General features: G+C 42.2%; 14 protein-coding genes and 3 tRNA genes. 15 read left to right on the plus strand and 2 right to left on the minus strand.

Annotation, left to right across the window (positions count from 1 at the left end):
* Positions 1-609, plus strand: a complete 609-nt coding sequence (locus tag HXT52_RS00155; protein WP_410314766.1) for a hypothetical protein — start codon at positions 1-3, stop codon at positions 607-609.
* Between the two features lie 11 nt (positions 610-620).
* Positions 621-2,174: an AAA family ATPase gene (locus HXT52_RS00160; protein WP_410314765.1), complete on the plus strand. Its 1,554-nt coding sequence runs from the start codon at positions 621-623 to the stop codon at positions 2,172-2,174.
* Positions 2,175-2,204: 30 nt separating this feature from the next.
* Here the strand turns inward: HXT52_RS00160 and HXT52_RS00165 are convergent, their stop codons facing one another.
* Positions 2,205-3,974: a threonine/serine ThrE exporter family protein gene (locus HXT52_RS00165; RefSeq protein WP_421775908.1), complete on the minus strand. Its 1,770-nt coding sequence runs from the start codon at positions 3,972-3,974 to the stop codon at positions 2,205-2,207.
* A gap of 206 nt (positions 3,975-4,180) precedes the next feature.
* Here HXT52_RS00165 and HXT52_RS00170 point away from each other — a divergent pair, with 206 nt between their 5' ends.
* The 11 genes from HXT52_RS00170 (at position 4,181) to HXT52_RS00220 (ending at position 16,386) form a co-directional block, all read left to right on the plus strand.
* Positions 4,181-6,937, plus strand: a complete 2,757-nt coding sequence (locus tag HXT52_RS00170; protein WP_421775909.1) for a phosphoenolpyruvate carboxylase — start codon at positions 4,181-4,183, stop codon at positions 6,935-6,937.
* Between the two features lie 191 nt (positions 6,938-7,128).
* The gene (locus tag HXT52_RS00175; protein ID WP_421775910.1) at positions 7,129-7,788 is read left to right on the plus strand and encodes a carbonic anhydrase; all 660 of its coding nucleotides are present in this window, start codon (positions 7,129-7,131) and stop codon (positions 7,786-7,788) included.
* Entirely contained in the window at positions 7,782-8,951 is a 1,170-nt protein-coding gene (locus tag HXT52_RS00180; protein WP_421775911.1) for a permease, read from the plus strand. Before HXT52_RS00175 ends, HXT52_RS00180 begins: the two co-directional genes overlap by 7 nt.
* Positions 8,948-9,724 carry a TIGR03943 family putative permease subunit gene (locus tag HXT52_RS00185; protein WP_421775912.1) on the plus strand — a complete coding sequence of 259 codons (777 nt, stop codon included), beginning with the start codon at positions 8,948-8,950 and terminating at the stop codon, positions 9,722-9,724. The genes HXT52_RS00180 and HXT52_RS00185 overlap by 4 nt, the downstream gene beginning before the upstream one ends.
* A gap of 56 nt (positions 9,725-9,780) precedes the next feature.
* A complete protein-coding gene (locus HXT52_RS00190; protein ID WP_004136666.1) occupies positions 9,781-11,076 on the plus strand; it encodes a hemolysin family protein in 1,296 nt (431 codons plus the stop codon).
* Positions 11,077-11,131: 55 nt separating this feature from the next.
* Positions 11,132-11,611, plus strand: a complete 480-nt coding sequence (locus tag HXT52_RS00195; RefSeq protein WP_004126655.1) for a Dps family protein — start codon at positions 11,132-11,134, stop codon at positions 11,609-11,611.
* 126 nt (positions 11,612-11,737) lie between these two features.
* Positions 11,738-11,811: transfer RNA gene (locus HXT52_RS00200), tRNA-Ile, on the plus strand.
* Between the two features lie 27 nt (positions 11,812-11,838).
* Positions 11,839-11,911: transfer RNA gene (locus tag HXT52_RS00205), tRNA-Ala, on the plus strand.
* A gap of 301 nt (positions 11,912-12,212) precedes the next feature.
* Positions 12,213-14,489 carry a heavy metal translocating P-type ATPase gene (locus HXT52_RS00210; protein ID WP_421775913.1) on the plus strand — a complete coding sequence of 759 codons (2,277 nt, stop codon included), beginning with the start codon at positions 12,213-12,215 and terminating at the stop codon, positions 14,487-14,489.
* Positions 14,490-14,652: 163 nt separating this feature from the next.
* The gene (locus HXT52_RS00215) at positions 14,653-16,152 is read left to right on the plus strand and encodes an FAD-dependent oxidoreductase (RefSeq protein WP_421775914.1); all 1,500 of its coding nucleotides are present in this window, start codon (positions 14,653-14,655) and stop codon (positions 16,150-16,152) included.
* A 163-nt stretch (positions 16,153-16,315) separates the two neighbouring features.
* Positions 16,316-16,386 (plus strand) — tRNA-Gly (locus HXT52_RS00220).
* 22 nt (positions 16,387-16,408) lie between these two features.
* On the opposite strand, the gene HXT52_RS00225 is transcribed toward HXT52_RS00220, so the two are convergent.
* Entirely contained in the window at positions 16,409-19,081 is a 2,673-nt protein-coding gene (locus HXT52_RS00225; RefSeq protein WP_421775915.1) for a Rib/alpha-like domain-containing protein, read from the minus strand.
* 274 nt (positions 19,082-19,355) lie between these two features.
* Between HXT52_RS00225 and ahpC the strand changes: the two genes are divergently transcribed.
* Both ahpC and ahpF read left to right on the plus strand, forming a co-directional pair.
* Positions 19,356-19,919, plus strand: a complete 564-nt coding sequence (gene ahpC / locus HXT52_RS00230) for an alkyl hydroperoxide reductase subunit C (protein ID WP_004133847.1) — start codon at positions 19,356-19,358, stop codon at positions 19,917-19,919.
* A 127-nt stretch (positions 19,920-20,046) separates the two neighbouring features.
* Entirely contained in the window at positions 20,047-21,702 is a 1,656-nt protein-coding gene (gene ahpF / locus HXT52_RS00235; RefSeq protein ID WP_421775916.1) for an alkyl hydroperoxide reductase subunit F, read from the plus strand.
* Positions 21,703-21,740: the final 38 nt, after the last annotated feature.

The raw sequence follows: 21,740 nt of genomic DNA on the forward strand, positions 1-21,740 counted from the left end.
ATGGCTGAGGATGTTTATTCTGTTTGGGTAAACAGGTTAAGTGCTTTCGGTGACGATCCAAATACTTCGTTAGCTGGATTGCCGGAGATTACAGTTGACTATTTCCCTGCATCAACATTTGAACGTTTGATGAAGCATATTAATAGAGCAGAAAATAAGGTTATGGAGCGCTGGGATTCAGAGTTATCCAGAGATATACGGCATGCGTCTGATACGCATGAGCTTTCTAACGCAATATTGCATTCTCGCAAATTGTTGGCGCGAAGAATAGCTCTAGATAACCATCCTAGCTTGCCAGAAGTTTTACGCTCTAAGCTCATGAAAAACGCAACTGATGACATTAATAATCTCCAAAAAGACCTGGAGAAAAATGTTGGCAAAAGTACAGATTCTTGGGCGGTAAATTCAAGCGATCAACTGTTGGAAATAGTGAGAACTTCTCCTCTTACCGCAGTGCTTAGTGAAAATTATCAAAATAATGATGCTATTATGCAAGTAATCAATCAAGCAGAGCAGTATTCTCAACAACCAGATTTGTCTGAAGAAGAAGATAATAACGCAAACAATGGCGGTTCGAAAGGTTTCTTCGGCCGATTGTTTGGTAAGTAGAGGTAGATTATATGCCAAATTATGCTGGAACGAGGAAGATTGTTGAGCAATTTTTGAAAGCTCGTGTTCCTCTAATTGTTATTAATTCTGTAGAACCAAGTCGCGTGGCTGAGTTACTTAGCGATATTGCAAGTGAGTTGCGCTCGCTGCCATTCTTTGAGTTTTCTGCAACTGAAGGTTTGGTTGAATTGCTGTCTAGAAAGCAAATGTCTGACGATTATTCGTTGGTTGGTGCTTTAGATACTGCAAAGCAAACATTTAAGACTCGTCAGAATGTGAATTATATTTTCAGCGATCTTGATGGAATAGAAAGTGACACAACAACAGCACGTCATTTTGCGCAAATGGTCCGTCTTGCAGAACCTCACCAAGGCTCAATGATTTTGATTGTTGACAAGCCTGTTTGGAGCGGATTGTCGCGACTTGGCATGACGACCTCGTTAGATTTGCCAGATATTGACGAATTGTACGACGTGTTGTCGGAAACTATTGAGACTAATCGTATGAACGTGCGCATTGACTGGCAGCATGATGAAATTCGTAGAGCTGCAGAAATTTTGCTCGGCGTTACCGAAGCAGAAGCGGTTAATGTGCTTGCAACGCTTATTGCTAAAGGGTTTATTACCAACGAAGACATTCCTGAATTATCTAAATTCAAGGATCGTATTTTTGGCAATATGACAGGTATTGAGCGCATTAAGTTGCAAGATGATTATCAAGTTGGTGGCCTTTCTAACCTTAAGTCTTGGCTTAAAAAACGCGAAGCGCTTATTAAATCAGATTTGACTAATTCTCCTCTACACCCGCCTAAAGGTGTACTGCTTTGTGGTGTTCCTGGCTGCGGTAAATCACTTTCTGCTAAAGCAATAGCACATGAGTGGGAGTTGCCATTGTACAGGCTTGATATGAGTTCTGTGCTAGGCATGTATGTTGGAGAATCAGAGTCCAATCTTCGCGAAGCCTTGGCTGCTGCAGATCGAGTTGCGCCATGCGTATTGTGGATTGACGAGATTGAAAAAGGTCTTTCTGGTTCAAACAGTGACAGCGGCGGCGGAGTCTCCAAGCGACTAGTCGGACAGTTCCTGTTCTGGCTACAAGAGTCTACATCCAAAGTATTCCTTGTTGCTACGGCTAACGACGTTTCGTCTTTGCCACCAGAGTTACTTCGTAAGGGTCGATTTGACGAAATATTCTTCGTTGATTTGCCGACGGAGGAAGAGCGTGCGGAAATTCTTCGCCTTTGCTTTACGAAATATGCAAAAGTATGCCCAGATCCTTCGCTGATTAACGAGTTGGTGGAGCTTTCGGATGGTTTTGCGGGTTCGGATATTGATGCTGTTGTGCACGATATTGCTTCCGACATGTTTGCAAATAATTCCGTTATGCTTCCTGACGAAGGCTACATAATTGACGTGTTTAAGAATGTTGTTCCATTTTCTAAGTCCAATCCTGAAGAAGTTGCAGCTATTCGTGATTGGGGTAATAATCGCGCAGTGCCAGCTGGTGAAAAACGACAGGACATTCAGCAACAAACTGTTTCTACTGGTCGCAGAGTGATTATGTAAAACAGCAAAGCTGAACTAAAATTCACTAAATCACACGTCGTAACGCCAGCTTTTATCTGTAATAACGCGAGCTACAGCAAGACCAATAGGCAAGCAAATAATTACCATAAAAGCGCGGAAAGTCCAATCTAACGCTGGAAGCGTGTGGAACTGGCCGAGATAAAACATTGCGCGATACATATAAAGTCCCGGAACCATAATCACAATAGATGGAACAGTAAGACTTATTCGCGGATACCCCAAATATTGAGGTGCAAAGCCGTGGCGAACAATAGCTCTCCAAGCAGAAGCAAGTAAGCCTGCAAGAAGTGCGCCGCTAAACGCCGCAATTTCGGCAGCAATACCGAAGTCTGTCATAGTTAAGCGCAGAGTATCCGTAATAGCTCCAATAACTCCTGCAACTATGCACATGCGTTGTGGAGAATTAAACAGCACAGAGAAGCCCCACACGCCGGCAAAGGCCGTAATAAGTCGAAGAACTGCGTTAAGCCAAGGGTTTAATCCAAGAGGAGGGAAACCTTGAGGATTAAGCTGCACAATGCTTGCAACAGTCCAGCCTGCAAGTGTTCCCATCAAAATAATCGCAAGCGTATAACACAGACGTTGAATTCCGGAAGGGAAATCTATTTTTGCAATATCTAGGCCGCCTGTAATAAGTGGGAAGCCTGGAATAACAAATAATACTGAGCCAATATATGCGGTTGTGTGATTTAATGCACTTGGGTCGAAGTAGCCAATAAGTCGCAGAGAACCTATGCACGAAAGTGCGCCGATTGCAACCGCAACGAATGTGACTACAAATTGGTTAAGATGATGCATGAACATGCGGCGACGAATATAATGGCCAATTCCTGCACCAATAAAAGCACCGATCATGTCGTAAAGTCCGCCGCCAAGCAAGAAAGCAAAGGATGCGCAAGCTATTGCGGAAGCAAGACCTGCAAACCAAGGTTTATAAAGTGGCTTGCGATTTTTAATCAAATCGAGGCGGTCGTGCACTTCGCGAACAGTAAGAGGATGATTATTTTCATCTTCCTTATTGCTGTTTTCTGTAATTTTTTGAACATGCGAAAAATGTTCAGCGTAAGCGTTTTCTGGCTGTAGAGCGAAAATTCCTCGCGGCTTTTCTTTTTTGATTGCTTCTTGTAAAGCTTGTTTTTCTGCTTTTTTTGCAGCATTTTCTTCCGACTGTTTAGCTGTTTGTACAATATCGCGCTCAACGTCGCTTTCTTGAAGAGTATCAACTAATTCTTTAGAAACTGTAGCTTTTGAGTGGTAGAGTGAATCGTTTCCAAGTTTAACGTTAAACCAGTCAGCAAAATGCTCGAGAAGCCAAATTCGTTCAGTATTAACACCTGTTGTTGGAAGATCTACAACTTCAGTAATGCGCTCATGCTTATCTGTGCAAGTTGCTTCAATATCCGTGAGATTTACGTCTGCTCGAACGTGAACGCCCATCGGTTCGCCGATTCTGTGCATAAGTTCGCGAACACGGTAGCTTCCGGTTCCTGCTCCTAATCCGAGCGCGCCGACGCGAATAATAATGCTTGATTTTGCAGCTATGCAGGCTTCGGTAACAGGCTTATCCCAATCGCGCTCAACATCGTCCATGTCGAGCGGAATAGCATGAGTATGAAAACGTCCAGAAGGTTTTCCTACTACGTGTCCTGTTGGAAGAATTTCCGGATTGTTATTGCAACTGTTGCTGTAATTAGCATTGCAATTATCGCAACTATTGCAATTATGGACGTTTGCATTATTGCAAGTATTATTGTCTTCGTTGCTATCTACTGTGCTCACAATTTTTCAGTATACGCCCCCTGTTACCTAGTAAATTTTTGTTAACAAAATACTATTTATGCTACGTCCGGTGGTAGTTTCAAAATTAACTTGGTATTTCGCTGTAAACAAGGCTGTGGGCTTGCAACTTTTGACCTAAATAACCGCGGAGGAGCCGCGGAAGTCAGATGACCGAGCAACCTTATTTACTGGCGTAAGGAGGTCTGATGACAGAAGAAAATCAGCAGGTTACTCCAGCGGACGCAACTATTGTTACGTCTGGTTTGGGGCGAAAAGGCCCAGAGGAGCGTGACCTTCCAGCATCGCTTAAGCAAGACATGGATTTGTGCTTGCATATTCTTCGCGATGTTCTTGGTGAATTCGATGAAAAATTACTAGCAGTATTCGACGACGTGCGTTTGAATGCTGTTGAAGCTAGTGCCGCGCATTTTGCACAAATGGTAGATGCAAAAGTAACAGCAGACGATGGCTTAAGTAAAGCTGTTAGCAAGATCAACGGAATGAATTTGCATGATACTCAGCTTCTGGCGCGCGCTTTTGCAACATACTTCCATTTAGCAAACTTGTGTGAAGAGAATTATCGAGTTTCTGTACTTCATCAGCGTGAATGCGATGTTGAAGATTCGATGCCAGTTGACCCAGTAAATGAACTTACTTGCGCGTATCACAAGTTACTTACTGAAATGAGCCCTGCTGAAGCGAAAGAATTGCTCGCAAAGCTTGAGTTCCATCCTGTATTTACTGCGCATCCAACTGAAGCTCGTCGTAAAGCCGTTGCAGGTAAAATTCGCAGAATTTCGCAATTGTTAAGCGAACATCATCGTTTAGGCGGATCCGACAAGCGCGAAAATTATCGTCGTCTGTATAACGAAATTGACGCTCTTCTTAGAACTTCGCCAATTGCTTTGAAGAAGCCAACTCCAGTTGAAGAAGCTGACACTATTCTTGACATTTTCGACGCTACATTATTTGACACTATTCCAGTCGTGTATCGTCGATTTGACGATTGGCTGCTCGGTAAGAAGGCTGGTTTGGTGCCGCCTCGCTGCCCTGCATTCTTCCACCCAGGAAGCTGGATTGGATCTGATCGAGATGGCAACCCTAATGTGACAGCTAAAGTGAGCCGCCAAGTCGCTCGAAAGTTTAGCGATCACGTGCTTGCAGCTTTGGAAAATCGCACGCGCGAAGTTGGCAAATGCTTAACTATGGAAACGCGCACAACTCCTCCAAGCGTGGAGCTACTTGAGTTGTGGAATCGTCAGCGCGAAATGAGCGAACAGCTTACAGAAAGCGCTTCAGATGTTTCTAATAGTGAGCCGCATCGTGCTGTAATGCTCGTAATGGCTGACCGTTTGCACCGCACTATTAGCCGCGATACGGATTTGATGTATCATTCTTGCGAAGATTTTATTGAAGATTTGCAAATTGTGCAGCGTTCTTTGGCAGAAGGCGGAGATCCTCGAGCAGCTTATGGTCCTTTGCAGGATTTGATTTGGCAGGCGCAAACCTTTGGATTCCACATGGTTGAAATGGAATTCCGTCAGCATTCTCTCGTGCATTCTCGCGCTTTGGAAGATATTCGTGAGCACGGATTGCATGGCGAACGCGGTCCGCTTCAGCCGATGACTCGTGAAGTGCTCGATACCTTCCGCGCTTTGGGAGCAATTCAAAAGCGTAACGGAATGCGTGCTGCTCGACGTTACATTATTTCCTTTGCAAAGTCTGCTCAGCATGTGCGCGACGTATTTGAGCTTAATCGTCTTGCTTTTGCTCACCCACAGGATTCGCCAACAATCGACGTTATTCCGCTGTTTGAGCAGCTTGAGGATTTGCAGAATTCTGTAAATGTGCTTGAGGAGATTATTAAAATTCCTGAAGTGCAGGCTCGTCTTAAGGCTACTGGCCGCAAGATGGAAGTTATGCTTGGTTACTCGGATTCTTCCAAGGATGCTGGTCCTACTTCCGCAACGCTTGCTTTGCACTCTGCTCAGGAGCGTATTGCTCAATGGGCTAAGAAGCATGATATTGATTTGACACTGTTCCATGGCCGCGGTGGTGCTGTTGGACGCGGCGGCGGTCCTGCAAATCGCGCAGTGCTTGCTCAGCCTGTTGGCTCCGTCAATTGCCGATTTAAGCTTACTGAACAAGGTGAGGTTATTTTTGCGCGCTACGGGAATCCAGTTTTGGCTATTCGTCACGTTGAATCCGTTGCTTCTGCAACTTTGTTGCAATCTTCGCCAAGTGTTGAGAAAACTAATACTGATATGACGAAGAAGTATGCGGATATGGCTGCAAAGCTTGATGTTGCAGCCCATGAGCGCTTCCTCGATTTGCTGCAAACGGATGACTTTACTCCATGGTTCTCTACAGTTACGCCTTTGAGTGAAATCGGTTTGCTTCCAATCGGCTCTCGCCCAGCTAAGCGCGGTTTGGGTGCGAAATCTTTGGACGATTTGAGAACAATTCCGTGGGTGTTCTCTTGGGCTCAGGCTCGCATTAACTTGGCTGCATGGTACGGTTTGGGTACGGCTTGCGAAAAGTTTGGTGATTTGGAAACTTTGCGTCGCGCTTACGAAGAGTGGCCGTTGTTTAGTACTTTTATTGACAATATTGAGATGTCTTTGGCTAAAACGGATGAGCGTATTGCTCGCATGTACTTAAGCCTTGGAGATCGTGAGGATTTGAGCGATAAAGTACTTTCGGAAATGCAGCTTACTCGCAAGTGGGTTTTGCAAATAGTTGACGACAAGTGGCCTCTGCAGCATCGTCACGTGCTCGGCCAGGCTATTCGCGTGCGCTCTCCTTACGTGGACGCGCTTTCTGTGATCCAATCCCTTGCATTGCACAAGCTTCGCAACAAGGTAGATAAGGAAGAGTTGAGCGAAAGCCAGCAGGCAGAGTTCATCTACCTTATTCTTTGCACTGTTTCCGGTGTTGCTGCAGGCTTGCAGAATACTGGATGATTTTAATAAATTACTAAATCAAGAAGGCTCTCGTATTTGCGAATTGCAATACGGGAGCTTTTTTGATAATAGGCTTATATTCTTAAACAAAATTCTTATTTACTACGAAAGATACAATATATTCGGTAGGTAAAAGATTTTTAAACTTTAAGCAACTAAAAATATTGCCAATGCCAGTGTAGGAGGTAATAATGCAAGAAGAAGCAAACGAAGATTTTGCTAATGAAGATTCAGTTTTAGCTACATCGGTATTAAGCGCAATGCTTGCTGGGAATCGCAAATTTGCAGAAGGTAATTTGACGCATGCAGGCGTAAATTCAGAATCGCGCATGAAACTTATTGACGGTCAGCATCCTGGAGCTGTTGTGCTTTCGTGCGCAGATTCTAGAGTTGCTCCAGAATTTATATTCGACGCCGGCTTGGGCGATATTTTTTCTGTTCGCACAGCTGGAGAAGTGTTGGATGATGCCGTAATAGCTTCGCTAGAATACGCTGTGAGTGATTTGGGAGTAAAAGTGTTGGTTGTGCTTGGGCATGAGCATTGCGGCGCAGTACAGGCTGTTTTGCCGAACGTGCAAAAGCTGGTTTCTGAATACGGCGAAGGTAAAACAAGCGAAATAATTGAGTCGAGCGAGTCAATATTGCTGCGTTCTTTAGGGCCTGCTGCGCTCGCAGGTGTTGAGGAAAATTTAGATACAGATGATATTGAGCGTATTCGCGTGTCTAATATTTTGGCTGAAATTTGCGAAAAATCACAAATAATTCGCGAAGCTGTTTTCAAAGACGCTTTGATGCTTGTTGGAGCAAGGTATCGAATGAGTGACGGCTTGGTGGAAGTGTTGTCATGCTAAAAACAGAAACCGAAGCAAAAGCAACGAGCCAAGTAGAAAAAGCAAGTAAAGCAAGTAAAGCAAGTAAAGCAAGTAAAGCAAAACAAGCAAATTCTGCAAACTATCTTTTTTTGATTGCAGGAGTGCCTTTCGCTGCTCTTATTATTGCTATGGCACCGGCTTTACAAGCGCGTTACCCGTGGCTTCTTATTGACACCACTGTTCGAGGTGTTGCTGGCCTACTTTTGCAAGCGATTCCTTTCACTCTTATTGGTGTTCTTGTTTCTGCTGCTGTGGAAACTTGGGTAACGGCTGATTTTATTGAAAAACATGCTCCAAAATCTGCTGCAAACGGTTTTTTAGCTGCCATAATTGCTGGAGTATGCGTGCCTGTGTGCGACTGTGTGGTTGTGCCAACATTTTCTAGGCTCGTTGCAAGAAAATTGCCGCTTCCTTGCGCAATAACTTTCCTTTGTGCTGTTCCTGTTGTAAATCCTGTGTCTGTTTTAGCGACTTGGTACGCTTTTTCTGATGCTCCGGCTGTAGCCGTTATGCGCGTTGCTTTAGGAGTTGGTATTGCGTTATTAGTTGGATTAAGTTTTGCAATATTCCCAACAAAATCATCTGTTTTACGTAACGAAAATTTATTAAAAAATAATCTTAAATCAAAATGTTCTTGTGAACTAAATTGTGGCTGCGATCATAAAGAAAATCAAAATTCTTCAGAACAATTAAAGACGCAAAATCGCACAAAATTAAGTATTTGTTTGCAAGTAAAGCTGTATATAAAGCATATTCACGAAGATTTTTTGAAACTTTTACCAATTATTGTGTGCGGAACTATTGTTGCTTCTGTTATACGAGCTTGGTTAGGGGCGGATCCTGCTTCCAGAATACAAGCTAACAATATTTTGATTGCAATACCCGCAATGATGGCTATTGCCTATTTCAGCTCGTTGTGCTCAAGTTCGGATGCTGTAATTGCTAGAAGTTTAGCAGCTTCTTTACCAATGTCTTCCGTCTTAGTATTTTTGCTATTTGGCCCAATGCTTGATTTAAAAAATACTCTTATGCTCGTTTCTGATTGCAGAGGCAAATTCGTATTGCGTTTAACGCTAACAATTGCAGGCTTTTGTCTTCTAGCTTCACTGTTTTCTAACTGGGCTTGGGGGTTCATGCTATGAAAAATACAAGTTCTGTTAGTGAAGAAAATAAAAAGCGTAATCGTATTACTTTTGCAAAAATATTAGAATCTTTCGTGCTTTTATGTTTAGCAGCAGTTATTGCCACAGTAACTTTAAGTGGACAGTACACGCTTTTTACCACTCCTCGAGCGTTCGCATATTTGATAATTGCAGCCGTTCTGCTTTTAGTCTTAGCATTTTGTGCTGCATTGGGATGGTTTGATGTTTCTGCACGAGATTCTTGGAAAATACTAGTTTCTTTAGCGCTTCCTGCGCTGCTAATTATTATTCCTCTGCAGTCGTCGCAAAGATTTAGCTCTGGCGGTTTTGATCGTTACGCAGGAGGCAGGGCTATTGCTATTAGAAGACACAATTCGAGACTTTCTGGGTTGAGCGAAAAATCTCGTGAAATAAAAGTAAAAAACGATGATTTCGGTTTATGGTATGACGAAATCGACCATAATATTGCAAAATATGAAGGCTATACGGTTACGATTACAGGGTTTGTAAGTCGTGATACTACTTTAGGAGCAAATCAGTTTCGTTTATCTCGTCAACTCATGTCTTGCTGCATTCTAGATATGTCTCCTTTTGGTTTAGTTGCAAACTATAAAAATGCCAATAAACTTCACGAACATGAGTGGGTTATGCTTCGCGCCCGCGTTTCTAGGGGGAGCATAGGAGTTAAAGGATACCAACGTTCCGGGGTTGTACTAAAAGTTATATCGTTAAAATCTGCTAAAGCACCAACTGGATATTTTTACCGTCCGTAATAATTTTCTATTAAAGAATTGTTGATATCGCATAGAAGTAAACTAAGATAACAAGTATGGCGATTGGTTTTAATATTCTACTCATTATGATTTTTTTGCTATTTGGTTCCGTATTTGCGGCAACCGAATTAGCTTTAGTGAGCTTGAGAAGTTCGCAAATTGATCGCATGGAGCTTCAGGATGCTCGTGGGGCTAGAGTTGCGAAAATTGCGCGCGACCCTAATACTTTTCTATCTGCACTGCAAATTGGCGTAACGCTTTCTGGTTTTCTTTCTGCATCCTTCGGCGAATCTGCGTTAGCTCCTTACGTTGTGCCTGTTGTGTGCTCATGGGGAGTGCCTAAGCATGTTGCAGGCCCGCTTACCACTATTTTCTTAACTCTTATTATTTCGTATTGTTCTATTGTAATTTCTGAATTAGTGCCGAAGCGTATTGCAATGCAGCGTTCTGAGCAGATTGCGCGAGCTGTTGTGCCGGCGGTAGATATTTTCTCGAAAATTTGCAAGCCGCTTATTTGGCTTATTGGTAAGAATACTAACGGTTTTGTGCGCTTGCTTGGATTTGATCCTAATGAAAAAGAAAGCGAAGTTTCTGACGAAGAATTGCGCGTGCTTGTTAATAGCAATAAGCGTTTAAGTCAGGATGAGCGCAATATTTTGGATGACGTGTTTGATGCTTCGGAAACAATTGTTGCTGAAGTGATGCGCCCGCGTGCTGACGTGGAATTTCTGGACGGCTCGTTAAGTCTTGAAGAAGCAGCTGCAAAAATTCGTGAGCTTCCGTATTCCAGATACCCGGTTATTGGCAAGGATTTTGACGACGTTATTGGTTTTGTGCATGTGCGCGATTTGTTGGATGTTAGAGATCCTAACGCAAAAACTGTTGCAGATGTAACTCGCGAAGGAATTAGTCTTCCTGGAACTTCAAAGCTTTTGCCAAGCCTAGAGCTGCTTCGAAAGCGCGGAATCCATTTGGCTATTGTTATTGACGAATACGGCGGAACTGACGGAATTGTAACTCTTGAAGACATGACAGAAGAGTTGGTTGGAGATATTCGCGACGAGTACGATCTGCCTGAAGAATCTGAGCAAAATAATGTGAATAAAACAACTGCTTTTGTAAATGGTGTTGCAAAAATTGATGGTGGTATGACCATTGAAGATTTTGCTGACATTACAGGCATTGAGCTTGAAGATGGACCTTATGAAACTGTTGCAGGCTATTTCTTAGCGCATACTGGTTCTATGGGAAGCGTTGGAGCTGTTTTGCACGATGCAGACGGCTACGATATGACTGTAACTGCGGTTGATGGTCGACGTATTGCTACTCTTGAAGTGCGTCGCCGCGCATAATTTAAGCCGTAGCAGTAGAATGTAATAGTAATAAAAAATCTAAGGAAGGATAAATATGGCCTTATTGCATATTTTGCCAGGTCTCGACGAGGCGGCCAGTGAAAAGGCTGTTGCTGTTTTGCAGAATCGTTTAAGCCATGAGCAGGAGGCTGCTTTGGTGCTTAAACATGCTCATTGGAATGTTACTGGCCCAGATTTTATTGCTGTGCACGAAATGCTTGATCCGCAGGTTGCTGAAGTTTTGGCGCAGGCGGATGAAACTGCTGAGCGAATTGCAACTTTGGGTGGTTCTCCACTTGGACGCGCAGACGATGTTGTTGCAGCTCGCACATGGAAGCGTTTTGCTTTAACTGGTCGCAAGTCAACTAAAGAATATTTGCAGGCTCTTATTGAGTATTACAACGATATGATTGCAGACGATCGCAAAGCTATTGCGGAGCTTGACAATCTTGACATTGTGAGCTCTAACATTATTCAGGATCACGTGCAGCAGCTGGAAAAGTTCCAGTGGTTTATGCGTAGCCATCTTGATTAATTAACCTCTGTTTGATTTTTTTGATTCGAACCGCAACATGCCATTTTCTTTTTATGGCGTGTTGCGGTTTGACATTTTCTGTGGCTGTGCTACAGTAACTACTTGTATGTTTTAGGCATACAAGTTGGGCCCGTAGCTCAGGTGGTTAGAGCGCATCCCTGATAAGGATGAGGTCGGAGGTTCAAGTCCTCCCGGGCCCACGATAGAATGGTTACATTCTTTCGAATGGGGCTATGGCGCAGCTGGTAGCGCATCTGCTTTGCAAGCAGAGGGTCAGGAGTTCGAGTCTCCTTAGCTCCACGAGCAAGGTTCTGGTTGATTTTTCAATCAGAACTTTTTGTTTATCAATTTCTTTTTGGGTTTGTTTTAGTTTTTTTTATTGTTTAAGCTTGTGTTTGTGAGAATGTTTCTCATCAAAGCCTATTGGTATGATTACTAAATACAAATAAATATAAATAAATACAAATATAAATTAAATATAAATCTTTACGCCGTGTATTGAGTGTGCTATTTAAGTTGCGCTCAATGGGTTAACAAGGCGTGAAATCGTGTGTTAGCAGCGTTTTAAGCGTAGTTAACCTGATCAGCGTAAGGAAAGTGTATGCGTAAACTTTTAGCATATTGCCGTCGTGCACCACAATTAACAGTCATAATTCTCGCTTTTCCGTTTATTGCGGCTTTGTACTCGTATAATTTGCCTATATTAACTACTTTCTGTGAGCACATTGCTAACTTCACGCAACGAATTTTTGATTTCTTAAATATTGATTTCGATATTTCCATAAGTCTTAGTGTTGGCAAAACTATTATCGCTATTCTCGTTTTATATACCAGCCTTGTTTCTTTGCATAACATGATTAAAAATTTATTGCGCGGAACTTTAGGTATTGATTTGCTAGCTTTTGTTGCATTGCTTGCAACTCTTTTTATTGGTGAGTTTTGGGCAAGTTATTTAATTGTCGTAATGGTTTGGACGGGAGAGGCAATTGAAGATTTTGCGCATATGAAAGCTCAGCGCAATCTATCTCTTTTAGTAAGCGCAGCTCCAAAAACTGCTCATCTTATGACTTTGCCAGGTATTGGGCATGGAATGAATAATAATCAAGCAAATGATGAATCCTACGAACCGCCATGTTTGAGTGAAAATCAGTGCAAGCCTAGTTCGTGTGTTTTGTGCCAGCATGCTGAATTTAGAAAAGTAGATGCCGCTAATTCTAAGCAATCTAATAGTAGCGAGCAAAATTGCGAAAGTAATTGCGAAAATAATAACTTGCAAAATTGCAACTGTAAACGAAATAATTGCCCATTTTTGCAAGCATCTGCAGACGGCGAAATCTCCTCAAATTTGCAGCGTTACGCCACAGTTGCAGTCGATGATTTAAAAGTTGGAAACGTAATTATTGTGCTTCCTGGCGAAACTGTGCCAGTTGACGGTGAGCTGCTAAGCGGTTCTGCAATTTTAGACACAAGTGCTATTAACGGAGAATCTGTTCCTAGAGAAGTCTATGCGGGAGCTTCGGTGCTTTCTGGCTGCGTAAACGGTGGCGTTGTGCTTATTATGCGCGTAACCAAGCTGTCTAAAAATTCGCAGTATCAGAAAATCATGCAGCTTGTTGAGTCTGCTAGGTCTTCTAAAGCTGCAGTAGTTAGATTTGCAGACATGCTATCTGTGCCGTTTACAATAATTTCGTTTGCAATAGCCGGCTTTGCTTGGAGCTTTTCTGGCGACGCATTGCGATTTGCGCAAGTATTGGTTTTAGCAACCCCATGTCCTCTGCTTATTGCGGTTCCAGTTGCTTGCATGGCTGGTACTGGGCGTTTAGCAAAACTTGGAATTGTTGTTAAAAGTCAGGATGTGCTTGAGCAATTAAGTCGTGTAACAGACGTATTTTTTGACAAAACCGGCACGTTGACGGTTAAACAGCCGCAAGTTGCAAGAGTTGACGTAGTTGATTCTATGCAGAAGGCTGATCGCATAGTTATGCTTGCGGGCGTTCTAGAAACTTATTCTCAGCACATACTTGCAGGCGGTATTGCTAAAGCGGGAGCAAAGCTGTGGGAACGCACGCACCCATCGTCAACTCCGCAACTTCCTAGCGTACGAGAATACCCTGTAGTACACAGTGTTAAAGAAGCTGCAGGCCAAGGCATTCAGGGCGTTGTAGACGGCATTTTAGTGCGTGTAGGCAGACACGAGTACGTTACAGAGCAAAACACAAATCAAACTATAGGTAAATCTCTTGCTGCAGACGAAATGGCAACTTACGTGTCTTTTGACGGCGTGCTGGTAGGAAGAATCGTATTAAAAGACGTGCCGCGCGATAATGCGAAATCAACTATTGCTTTGTTGCGCGCTTTGGGTGTTAGAACAATAGCAATGCTTACTGGTGACGGTTTACAAGCTGCAACAACCATTGGCAAAAGTGTTGGTATTGATTCTGTGCATGCAGATTTGCTTCCGCAAGATAAATTAGCGTATGTAAAAAAGCACAATTACAATGCAGCCAAAAATAAGAAAGATTCAACCGTAACCATGATGGTTGGTGACGGAGTAAATGATGCTCCAGTTCTTGCAGCTGCAGACATTGGTGTGGCTGTAACGGATGGCACAGATACTGCAGCATCGGAGTGCGCGCAAGTAGTTATTATGAACAACAATATTGCGTCAGTTGCTAATGCTGTAAGCGTTGCAAAGCATACAAAACGAGTTATGATACAGTCAGTTTTGCTTGGAATAGGTTTGGCTATTGTAAGCATGATTTTAGCTGCTTTTGGTTTCATTCCAGCGGTTATTGGCGCAATGATGCAGGAAATTATTGACGTTATTTCAATTACTTGGGCGTTAACTGCTTTGCGCTCGCGTGAAAAGATTAAATAAAGCGTTTTAATCTAAGCTTTTTAACGTAAGCATTTTGTAAGACTTAGCAATGCGCTAGTCTAATTATGAAAGCACTTGAAGGAAATCTGTGCTTGAAGTCCGCGCATAATGCGCGCAAAAACGGCAAAAGTGCCGTATTGTATAGTTCAATATGGGGATAATAATGAAAAAAAATAATTTAATAGAAAATGTTGCACCAGAAACATCTCAGGCCTCTGAGATTTCTAAAGTGCATGCTCCTGAAGTTAGAATTGCAGTAATTGGTGCAGGACCTGCTGGAGTGTATTCTTCCGATATTTTCTTGCGTCAGCTTGCTAAACGTGGCGAAGAATTAGGACTCGGCACAAGCGCTCGCATTGATCTTTTTGAAAAATTGCCTGTGCCTTTCGGCTTAGTGCGTTATGGTGTGGCTCCGGATCATCCAAGTATTAAATTTATTGCCGATGCGCTTGAAAAAACTCTTGATAATCCAAATATTCATCTTTATGCGAATGTTGAATTTGGTAAAGATATTACGCTTGAAGATTTGCTTCAACGCTACGATGCAGTCTTATTCGCAACTGGCGCTGTAGAAGATAGGCCGCTTCGAGGAGTTCCAGGTGCTGATTTAGACGGAGTGTACGGAGCTGCAAAATTCGTAGAATGGTACGACGGGTACCCAACTAGCAAGCGCACGTGGCCGCTTGAAGCCAAGGAAGTAGCTGTTATTGGCGGCGGAAATGTGGCAATGGATGTTGCTCGTGAGCTTTTGCGAGATCCTGATTATTTGCGCGCGCATACGGATATTCCAGATGATGTGTATGAGGGATTGCAAAAAAATCAAACTCAAACCTTGCATTTATTTATTCGTCGTGGAGTTGCACAAGCAAAATTCTCTGTTCAAGAATTGCGTGAAATGGAAAAATTGCAGGGTGTGCAAATAATTATTAACGAGGACGATTTTGAGCTAGACGATGAGACTATTGAAGTAGCTGGTAATGATAAGCTCACGCGCCAAATGGTTGAGGAACTTTTTGCGATTCGAGACATGGCAGAAGACATGGAAGATGACGGAAACGTTGATTTTGAGGGGAATCCTGCCAACCGACGTTACGTTATTCATTTCAACTCGGCTCCTGTAGAAATTCTTGGAGAAGATGGGCGCGTGAAGGCAATACGAGTTGAGCGAACTGTAACGAGCGCGGATGGCACAATGTCTCGCACAGGTAAATTTGAAGATTATTCTGTGCAAGCTGTTTACCATGCCATTGGTTACCATCCTGCAGAGGTTACAGGTATTGCTTACGACGAAAAGCGTACTTTGCTTGCAAATAATGACGGTAGAATCGTAACTTCTGCAGAAAATGGTGAGGTGCGCGAACGCTTGTACGCTACTGGTTGGGCTAAGCGCGGACCAGTAGGATTAATCGGCTCTACAAAATCTGATGCGCTTCTTATTGTTGATCGCATGCTCGAAGATTTAGCAAAATTCGGGCTTATTGCGGAAGATCGTAACGAAAAGTCCATAGATGAGCTGCTTAAATCTCGAGGCGTGAAAGCCATTGATTACGCCGGCTGGAAACGAGTAGATGAGTATGAGCGTGAAGCTGGTGCTAAAGAGCAACGCGCTCGAAAGAAAGTAGTATCATCCGCGGATCTTATAGCTATTGCCTTAGATTGTTAATCTGCGGTTGTTGTTTGCGCTAGCTGATTGCTGCCGTCAATCAGTTAGCGACCTATTTATGTAATTATTGGCTTAAGTAAGCTTAAGTAAGCATAAGTATTTGCATACTCAATAGCACATGCTAGTCTTAAAAAGTTGCATACAATAATTTTGTTTGCAACATGCGGATGTAGTTCATCGGTAGAATGGAAGCTTCCCAAGCTTCAGAGGCGGGTTCGACTCCCGTCATCCGCTCTTCGACAAGTTCTTTTACTATCTAGCATTTAAGTCGATTTGCTTTTCTCATGCTTAAAACAACAACGAAGCTTGCAAATAGCGTTACTGCGATGCTAATAAGCGCTGGAATTGTTTGGATTCCAGTATTCGCAAGAGGATGGCTGCTTGTAGTTGGCTTGCTCGCTTCTGGCTGTGCGATTACGTTCTTGTTTGCGCTAACAGTTGCTTCCGTGCTTGCGGTTGAAGTTAATTCATTTTCGCTAGTATTTTGCACATTTTGTGTGTTTTGTGTTTGTGGAATACCAGTTTCACCTGCGGAAGAATTCTGTGAAGTGTCATCCCTTTTTACTAAAACGTTCGTCCAAGCAACTTGATTGCCTTGCTCGTCGATAAGAACAATAGTGTGATTGCCGCTATATTCTTGTGGAATAACAGCGTTGAAAGATGGTTTTCCATCTGCACTGAAATGAACCGTTACGTATTCGGTTCCATCTTGTCCATTTAGAAGACGAGGATTTGAATAAATGTATGCGTAGGCTTTTACAGTTTTCTCACGCATCAATCGCTGCATAAATTCATTTGTAGCGTTCAATTGCACAGAAATCTTATTGTTTTTACCTGCGTAAACAATGTTGTGTTCGCCGGCTTTTAGAGTGTTTTCAAGCTCGGTTTTAAGTTTATTAACACTTGCTGGAGCTGACGGTATTGTTGTAGTTCCCGCACTCTGATTGGTCTTGTTGTGATTTGTAGGATTTTCAGGTTCAGCAGGATGATTGTTTTCATTATGCTGTGGGTTTGGAGTTGGGTTTGCAGGGTGCTCAGGCTGTGGTTGCGGATTCTCAGGCTGTGGTTGCGGTTGTGGCTGCGGCTGTGGCTGTGGCTGAGGGGTTGGCTGTACAGGCGATGGAGCAGGCGTTGGTGTAACTGGAGTTGCTGGCGTTAACTCTGTCCATGGTGTTGTTTTCTTTGCTGGTTTTAATGGTGTTGCTGGAATTATTTTTACAACGTGAGCTTTAAGAATTACCTTCCGTTTTGCGCCACTCGCAAAAGTTACTTCTACTTTAAATGTTGCTTCACCAATGTTTGTTGTATCTGGTTGTTTTACAACTTTTACTGTGCTGTTTTCTGGTAAACCTTGCAAATACGGCTTAAAGTCGAAATCAGCAGGAATCGTAGTATCTTTTTTGACTTCTACTTTCTTACCTTCTACTACCGTAACGTTTGGAAGTTCCTCGATATTAGCCAATCGCTTATGAATAATTATTGGAACTATAATAGTTTTTACTGAATTATCAGATAATGTAAGTAATATTTTACCTTCGTATTTTCCGCTTTTAGAAGTATCAATAGCGGTTTTATCTGTAATATCTGTAATAGTAGATCCTTGCGGTCTGTCAGATGCGTTAAGAAGATAATCTGTTACTTTTGGTAACTTATCGTTTTCAAAAATGTCTATGTTTTTAATTTTAGGCTCGAAAGATTGTTCGTCAGTTTTAATAACTGGTTCATTAACTAATCCGTCAAGTGCATCAATTTTGCGACCGATTCCCTCAATTTTATTGCGTTCGCCAACTGTGAATCCTTTGAAACTATCCATTCTAGGCTCAAAGTAACTACGAGATCCGTGACCTTCTCCAGATTTTCCTATGCTTATTGCGCCGTTAAGGTTTCCTATTGGTCCTATTACTTTATCGTTATCCACTTTGTAGTGAACAGCATAACCTTCTTTTGTTAATTTATCGCCAAAATCAGATGTTTCCCAAAGCCATTTGTTGAATAGATTTCCTTTAATCTTTGGAGCGTTAAAAGTGTAGGCCTTTGTAATCCATTGGTAATTTTTTTGTTTAGCGTAAATTAAAGCACGTTGAGATAAATAACCTCCGAGAGAATGCCCTGTTATATATAAATTAGTAGCAAGTTTTTCTCTATTGATTTTATCCATCACATTGTTTACATCTAAAGCTTGGCTCGGGTTTGATCCCATTGCTAGTTTAATGTCATTAGTAAAATCTCCGCCGCTTTCAGTTCCTCGGATTCCAAGAACTTGCACGCCGTTTTGTTCAATAAATGGATATGCAGGATTTACATTTTCAAAAAGAATAGCATCAAATCCGCTTCCAAAGTGGTATGTTTCTTTGACTTTCCAGAATGGCGCAAGCTCGTTATGCATAAGCTTATATTCGTTGCGATCTTTGTGAATTTTAGTGAGTGGTCTTGAGTAGTCAAGTACTTCTTTGACGTACTCGTCTTTTCTATACACAAGTTCCATAAACAGCGCCATGTCGCGAGGGCTAATATCCCACCTGCGAGGATTTTTATCGTCTTTGTCGTTTAATCCATCGCCGTCGGTGTCCTTAATAAGCGGATGTGAATTGTATCCGTAATATGTGCGTCCGTTTTTTACGTAAGTGTAAAGCTCTTCGCTGTTCTTAAGACCGTCGTCATCGCTATCTGCGTTTGGATCTAGCTCGGGCTTGTGATATAGCAATGAGTCAATCTGATTATTTTCCAAACGAATTCTGCCAGTTGAAATGTCGTGAGCAGTTTGTGCAGTCAAAGGAGTATGCACTGGTTCGCTAGCAGTAGTGCTATTTTCAGTTGCCAATGCAGCTGTAGTTGTAGCTAATGGTAAACCAATAAAACTTGTAGAAAGTAAGCCGAAAGCTACTATTATGCCGCTTATGGTTTTGAAAATGCTAGCGTTGCTTTTCATGTTTGCGCTAATCCTTTATCTGTTTTAGTGCGTTATTTCAAGTACATTATACGGTATACGCGTATCTTGCTTAATAAATCAATATGCATGCTTATAGTCTTATGCAACTAAAAACAAGACTTTCTACTATATATTCTGTTAAACAATGCTGTCAAATACCCTAATTAGTGATATAGAATACATTTTAACTATGGAAGCAACACTATTTATTGCCTATAATCAGTATTGATAGTTTCGCTTAGAAAGCACAATTAAACATATTGAGGAGCATAGTATGAGTTTAATGAACACGCATATTCTTCCATTCAAAGTAAATGGTTATAAGAATGGTGAATTTGTTGAAGTAAGCGATGCTGACGTACTCGGCAAGTGGGCTATTTTCTTCTTCTACCCAGCGGATTTTTCATTCGTATGCCCTACTGAGTTGGAAGATCTTGCAAACCACTATGAAGAATTGCAAAAGCTAGGTGTTGAAGTTTACTCAGTTTCTACGGATACACATTTTGTGCACAAAGCATGGCATGACGATTCTGAAGCAATTGCAAAAGTAAAGTACACAATGTTGGGAGATCCTTCCGGAGCTCTTTCGCGTAATTTTGATGCTTGGAATCAAGAATCAGGTTTAGCTCACCGCGCAACTTTCCTAGTTGACCCGCAAGGTATGATTCAATTCTTCGAAATGACAGCTGATGGCATTGGCCGTAATGCCGACGAGCTGCTTCGTAAAGTTAAGGCAGCGCAGTATATTGCAGCGCACCCAGGCGAAGTTTGCCCAGCAAAATGGGAGCAGGGTGAAGAAACCTTGGAGCCTTCTATCGATTTGGTCGGCAAAATCTGATTTTTGCAATTAAATATTAAAGAATCTTTTTAAAGAATTTTCGCAATGCGTAGGGGGCTACGTTCATAGTTTCCTACGCATTTAACTTATTTTTGCTTGTGGCTAAAGTTACCGAAGGAAGTAGATTATGTCTTTGTTGAATGCGTCATTAACTGCTCAGCTTTCAGAATTACTAAAAAAGATGGTATCTAAAATAGAAATCGTTTCTTACGTTGACAATTCTGAAACATATCAAAAAGTTAGAGCATTGTTAGAAGAAGTATCTCAACAAAGCAACAAAATCAGTATTGTTGAAGTAAATAATAATGAAACCAACAATTCAAAGCGTAAGCCAAGCTTTGAATTGCGCAGAAAACTAGATAATTCAGCAAATGGAGAATCTACTGTATCGGTTAGTTTTGCAGGATTGCCTTTAGGACACGAATTCAGTTCTTTAGTATTAGCGCTTCTACAAGTAAGCGGCTATGCGCCAAAAATTAGTGATGAGCAGCGCGAAGCAATACTTAAACTTGGTCCACACAATGTAACAACTTACATGTCGGTAACTTGCTTAAATTGCCCAGAAGTTGTGCAATCACTTAATACCATTTCTATTATTAACCCTAAAATTCAGCATACCGCGGTAGAAGGTAGCGCTTTTAGAGAAGAAGTGGAGCGCCTTGGCATAATGAGCGTGCCGGCAGTGTTTGAAGATGGCAAACTTATTTCCTCCGGACGAGCAGGAATAGACGAACTGGTGGCAATACTTGCGTCTAACGAAAAATCTGATGGGAATAATAGTGTTTCTGCGGCAAATGTTGCGCTCGCAGAAAAAATGAACGCGCAAGACCCATACGATATTGTTCTTGTGGGCGGTGGCCCTGCTGCTTCTGCTGCCGCAATTTACACTGCTCGTAAAGGCTTGCGCACGGCTATGATTATGGATCATCGTGGCGGGCAGGTTGTAGAAACCGAAAGTATTGAAAATCATATTTCGCAAACGCATACTACTGGCGCTCAACTAGCAGCAGATTTAACTAAACATATTTCGCAATACGATATTGACGTATTTACTCCTGATTGGGCAGACTCGCTCGATTTATCTAATGAACCATATGGGTTACATACAATTCATGCTCGTTCTGGCGGATCTTTGAAAGCGCGTGCAGTGATTATTGCAACTGGCGCAACTTGGCGTACATTAGGCGTTCCTGGAGAAGATGAGTATAGGAATAGAGGCGTATCGTTCTGCCCTCATTGCGACGGTCCACTTTTTAAAGATAAGAATGTTGTCGTTGTTGGTGGCGGAAATTCTGGAGTAGAAGCAGCGATTGATTTAGCTGGTATTGCAAAGCATGTTACTGTAGTCGAATTTATGGATACTCTTAAAGCGGATCAAGTATTACTAAATACTTTGCATAATTTGCCAAATACTGAAATTATTACGAGTGCTGCTGTAAGCAAAGTTGAAGGCAATGGCAATAAAGTTACGGCAGTTAAATATATAGATAGGAATAGTGCTAATAATTCCGAATCTAAAGAGCATGTTATTGAAGCGGACGGCGTATTTGTGCAGATTGGTTTGGCTCCAAATACTCGCTGGCTCGCAAATCAGATTCCTCTAAATAATAGAGGAGAAATTATTACAAATCGCGCTGGTTGCACTGATATTCCAGGTATTTTTGCAGCTGGAGATTGTTCGGACGAACCGTATAAGCAGATTGTTACAGCGTATGGAACGGGCGCAAATGCTGCGTTATCTGCATTTGACTATCTTATCCGCAGCTCGCAAAACAGATCTTAACTCCTGCTGGGAGAGAAGTAATTTATGTTGCGAAAAAA

Origin of the sequence: Gardnerella sp. KA00288, from assembly GCF_049244085.1 — a bacterium.
Taxonomy (GTDB): domain Bacteria; phylum Actinomycetota; class Actinomycetes; order Actinomycetales; family Bifidobacteriaceae; genus Bifidobacterium; species Bifidobacterium greenwoodii.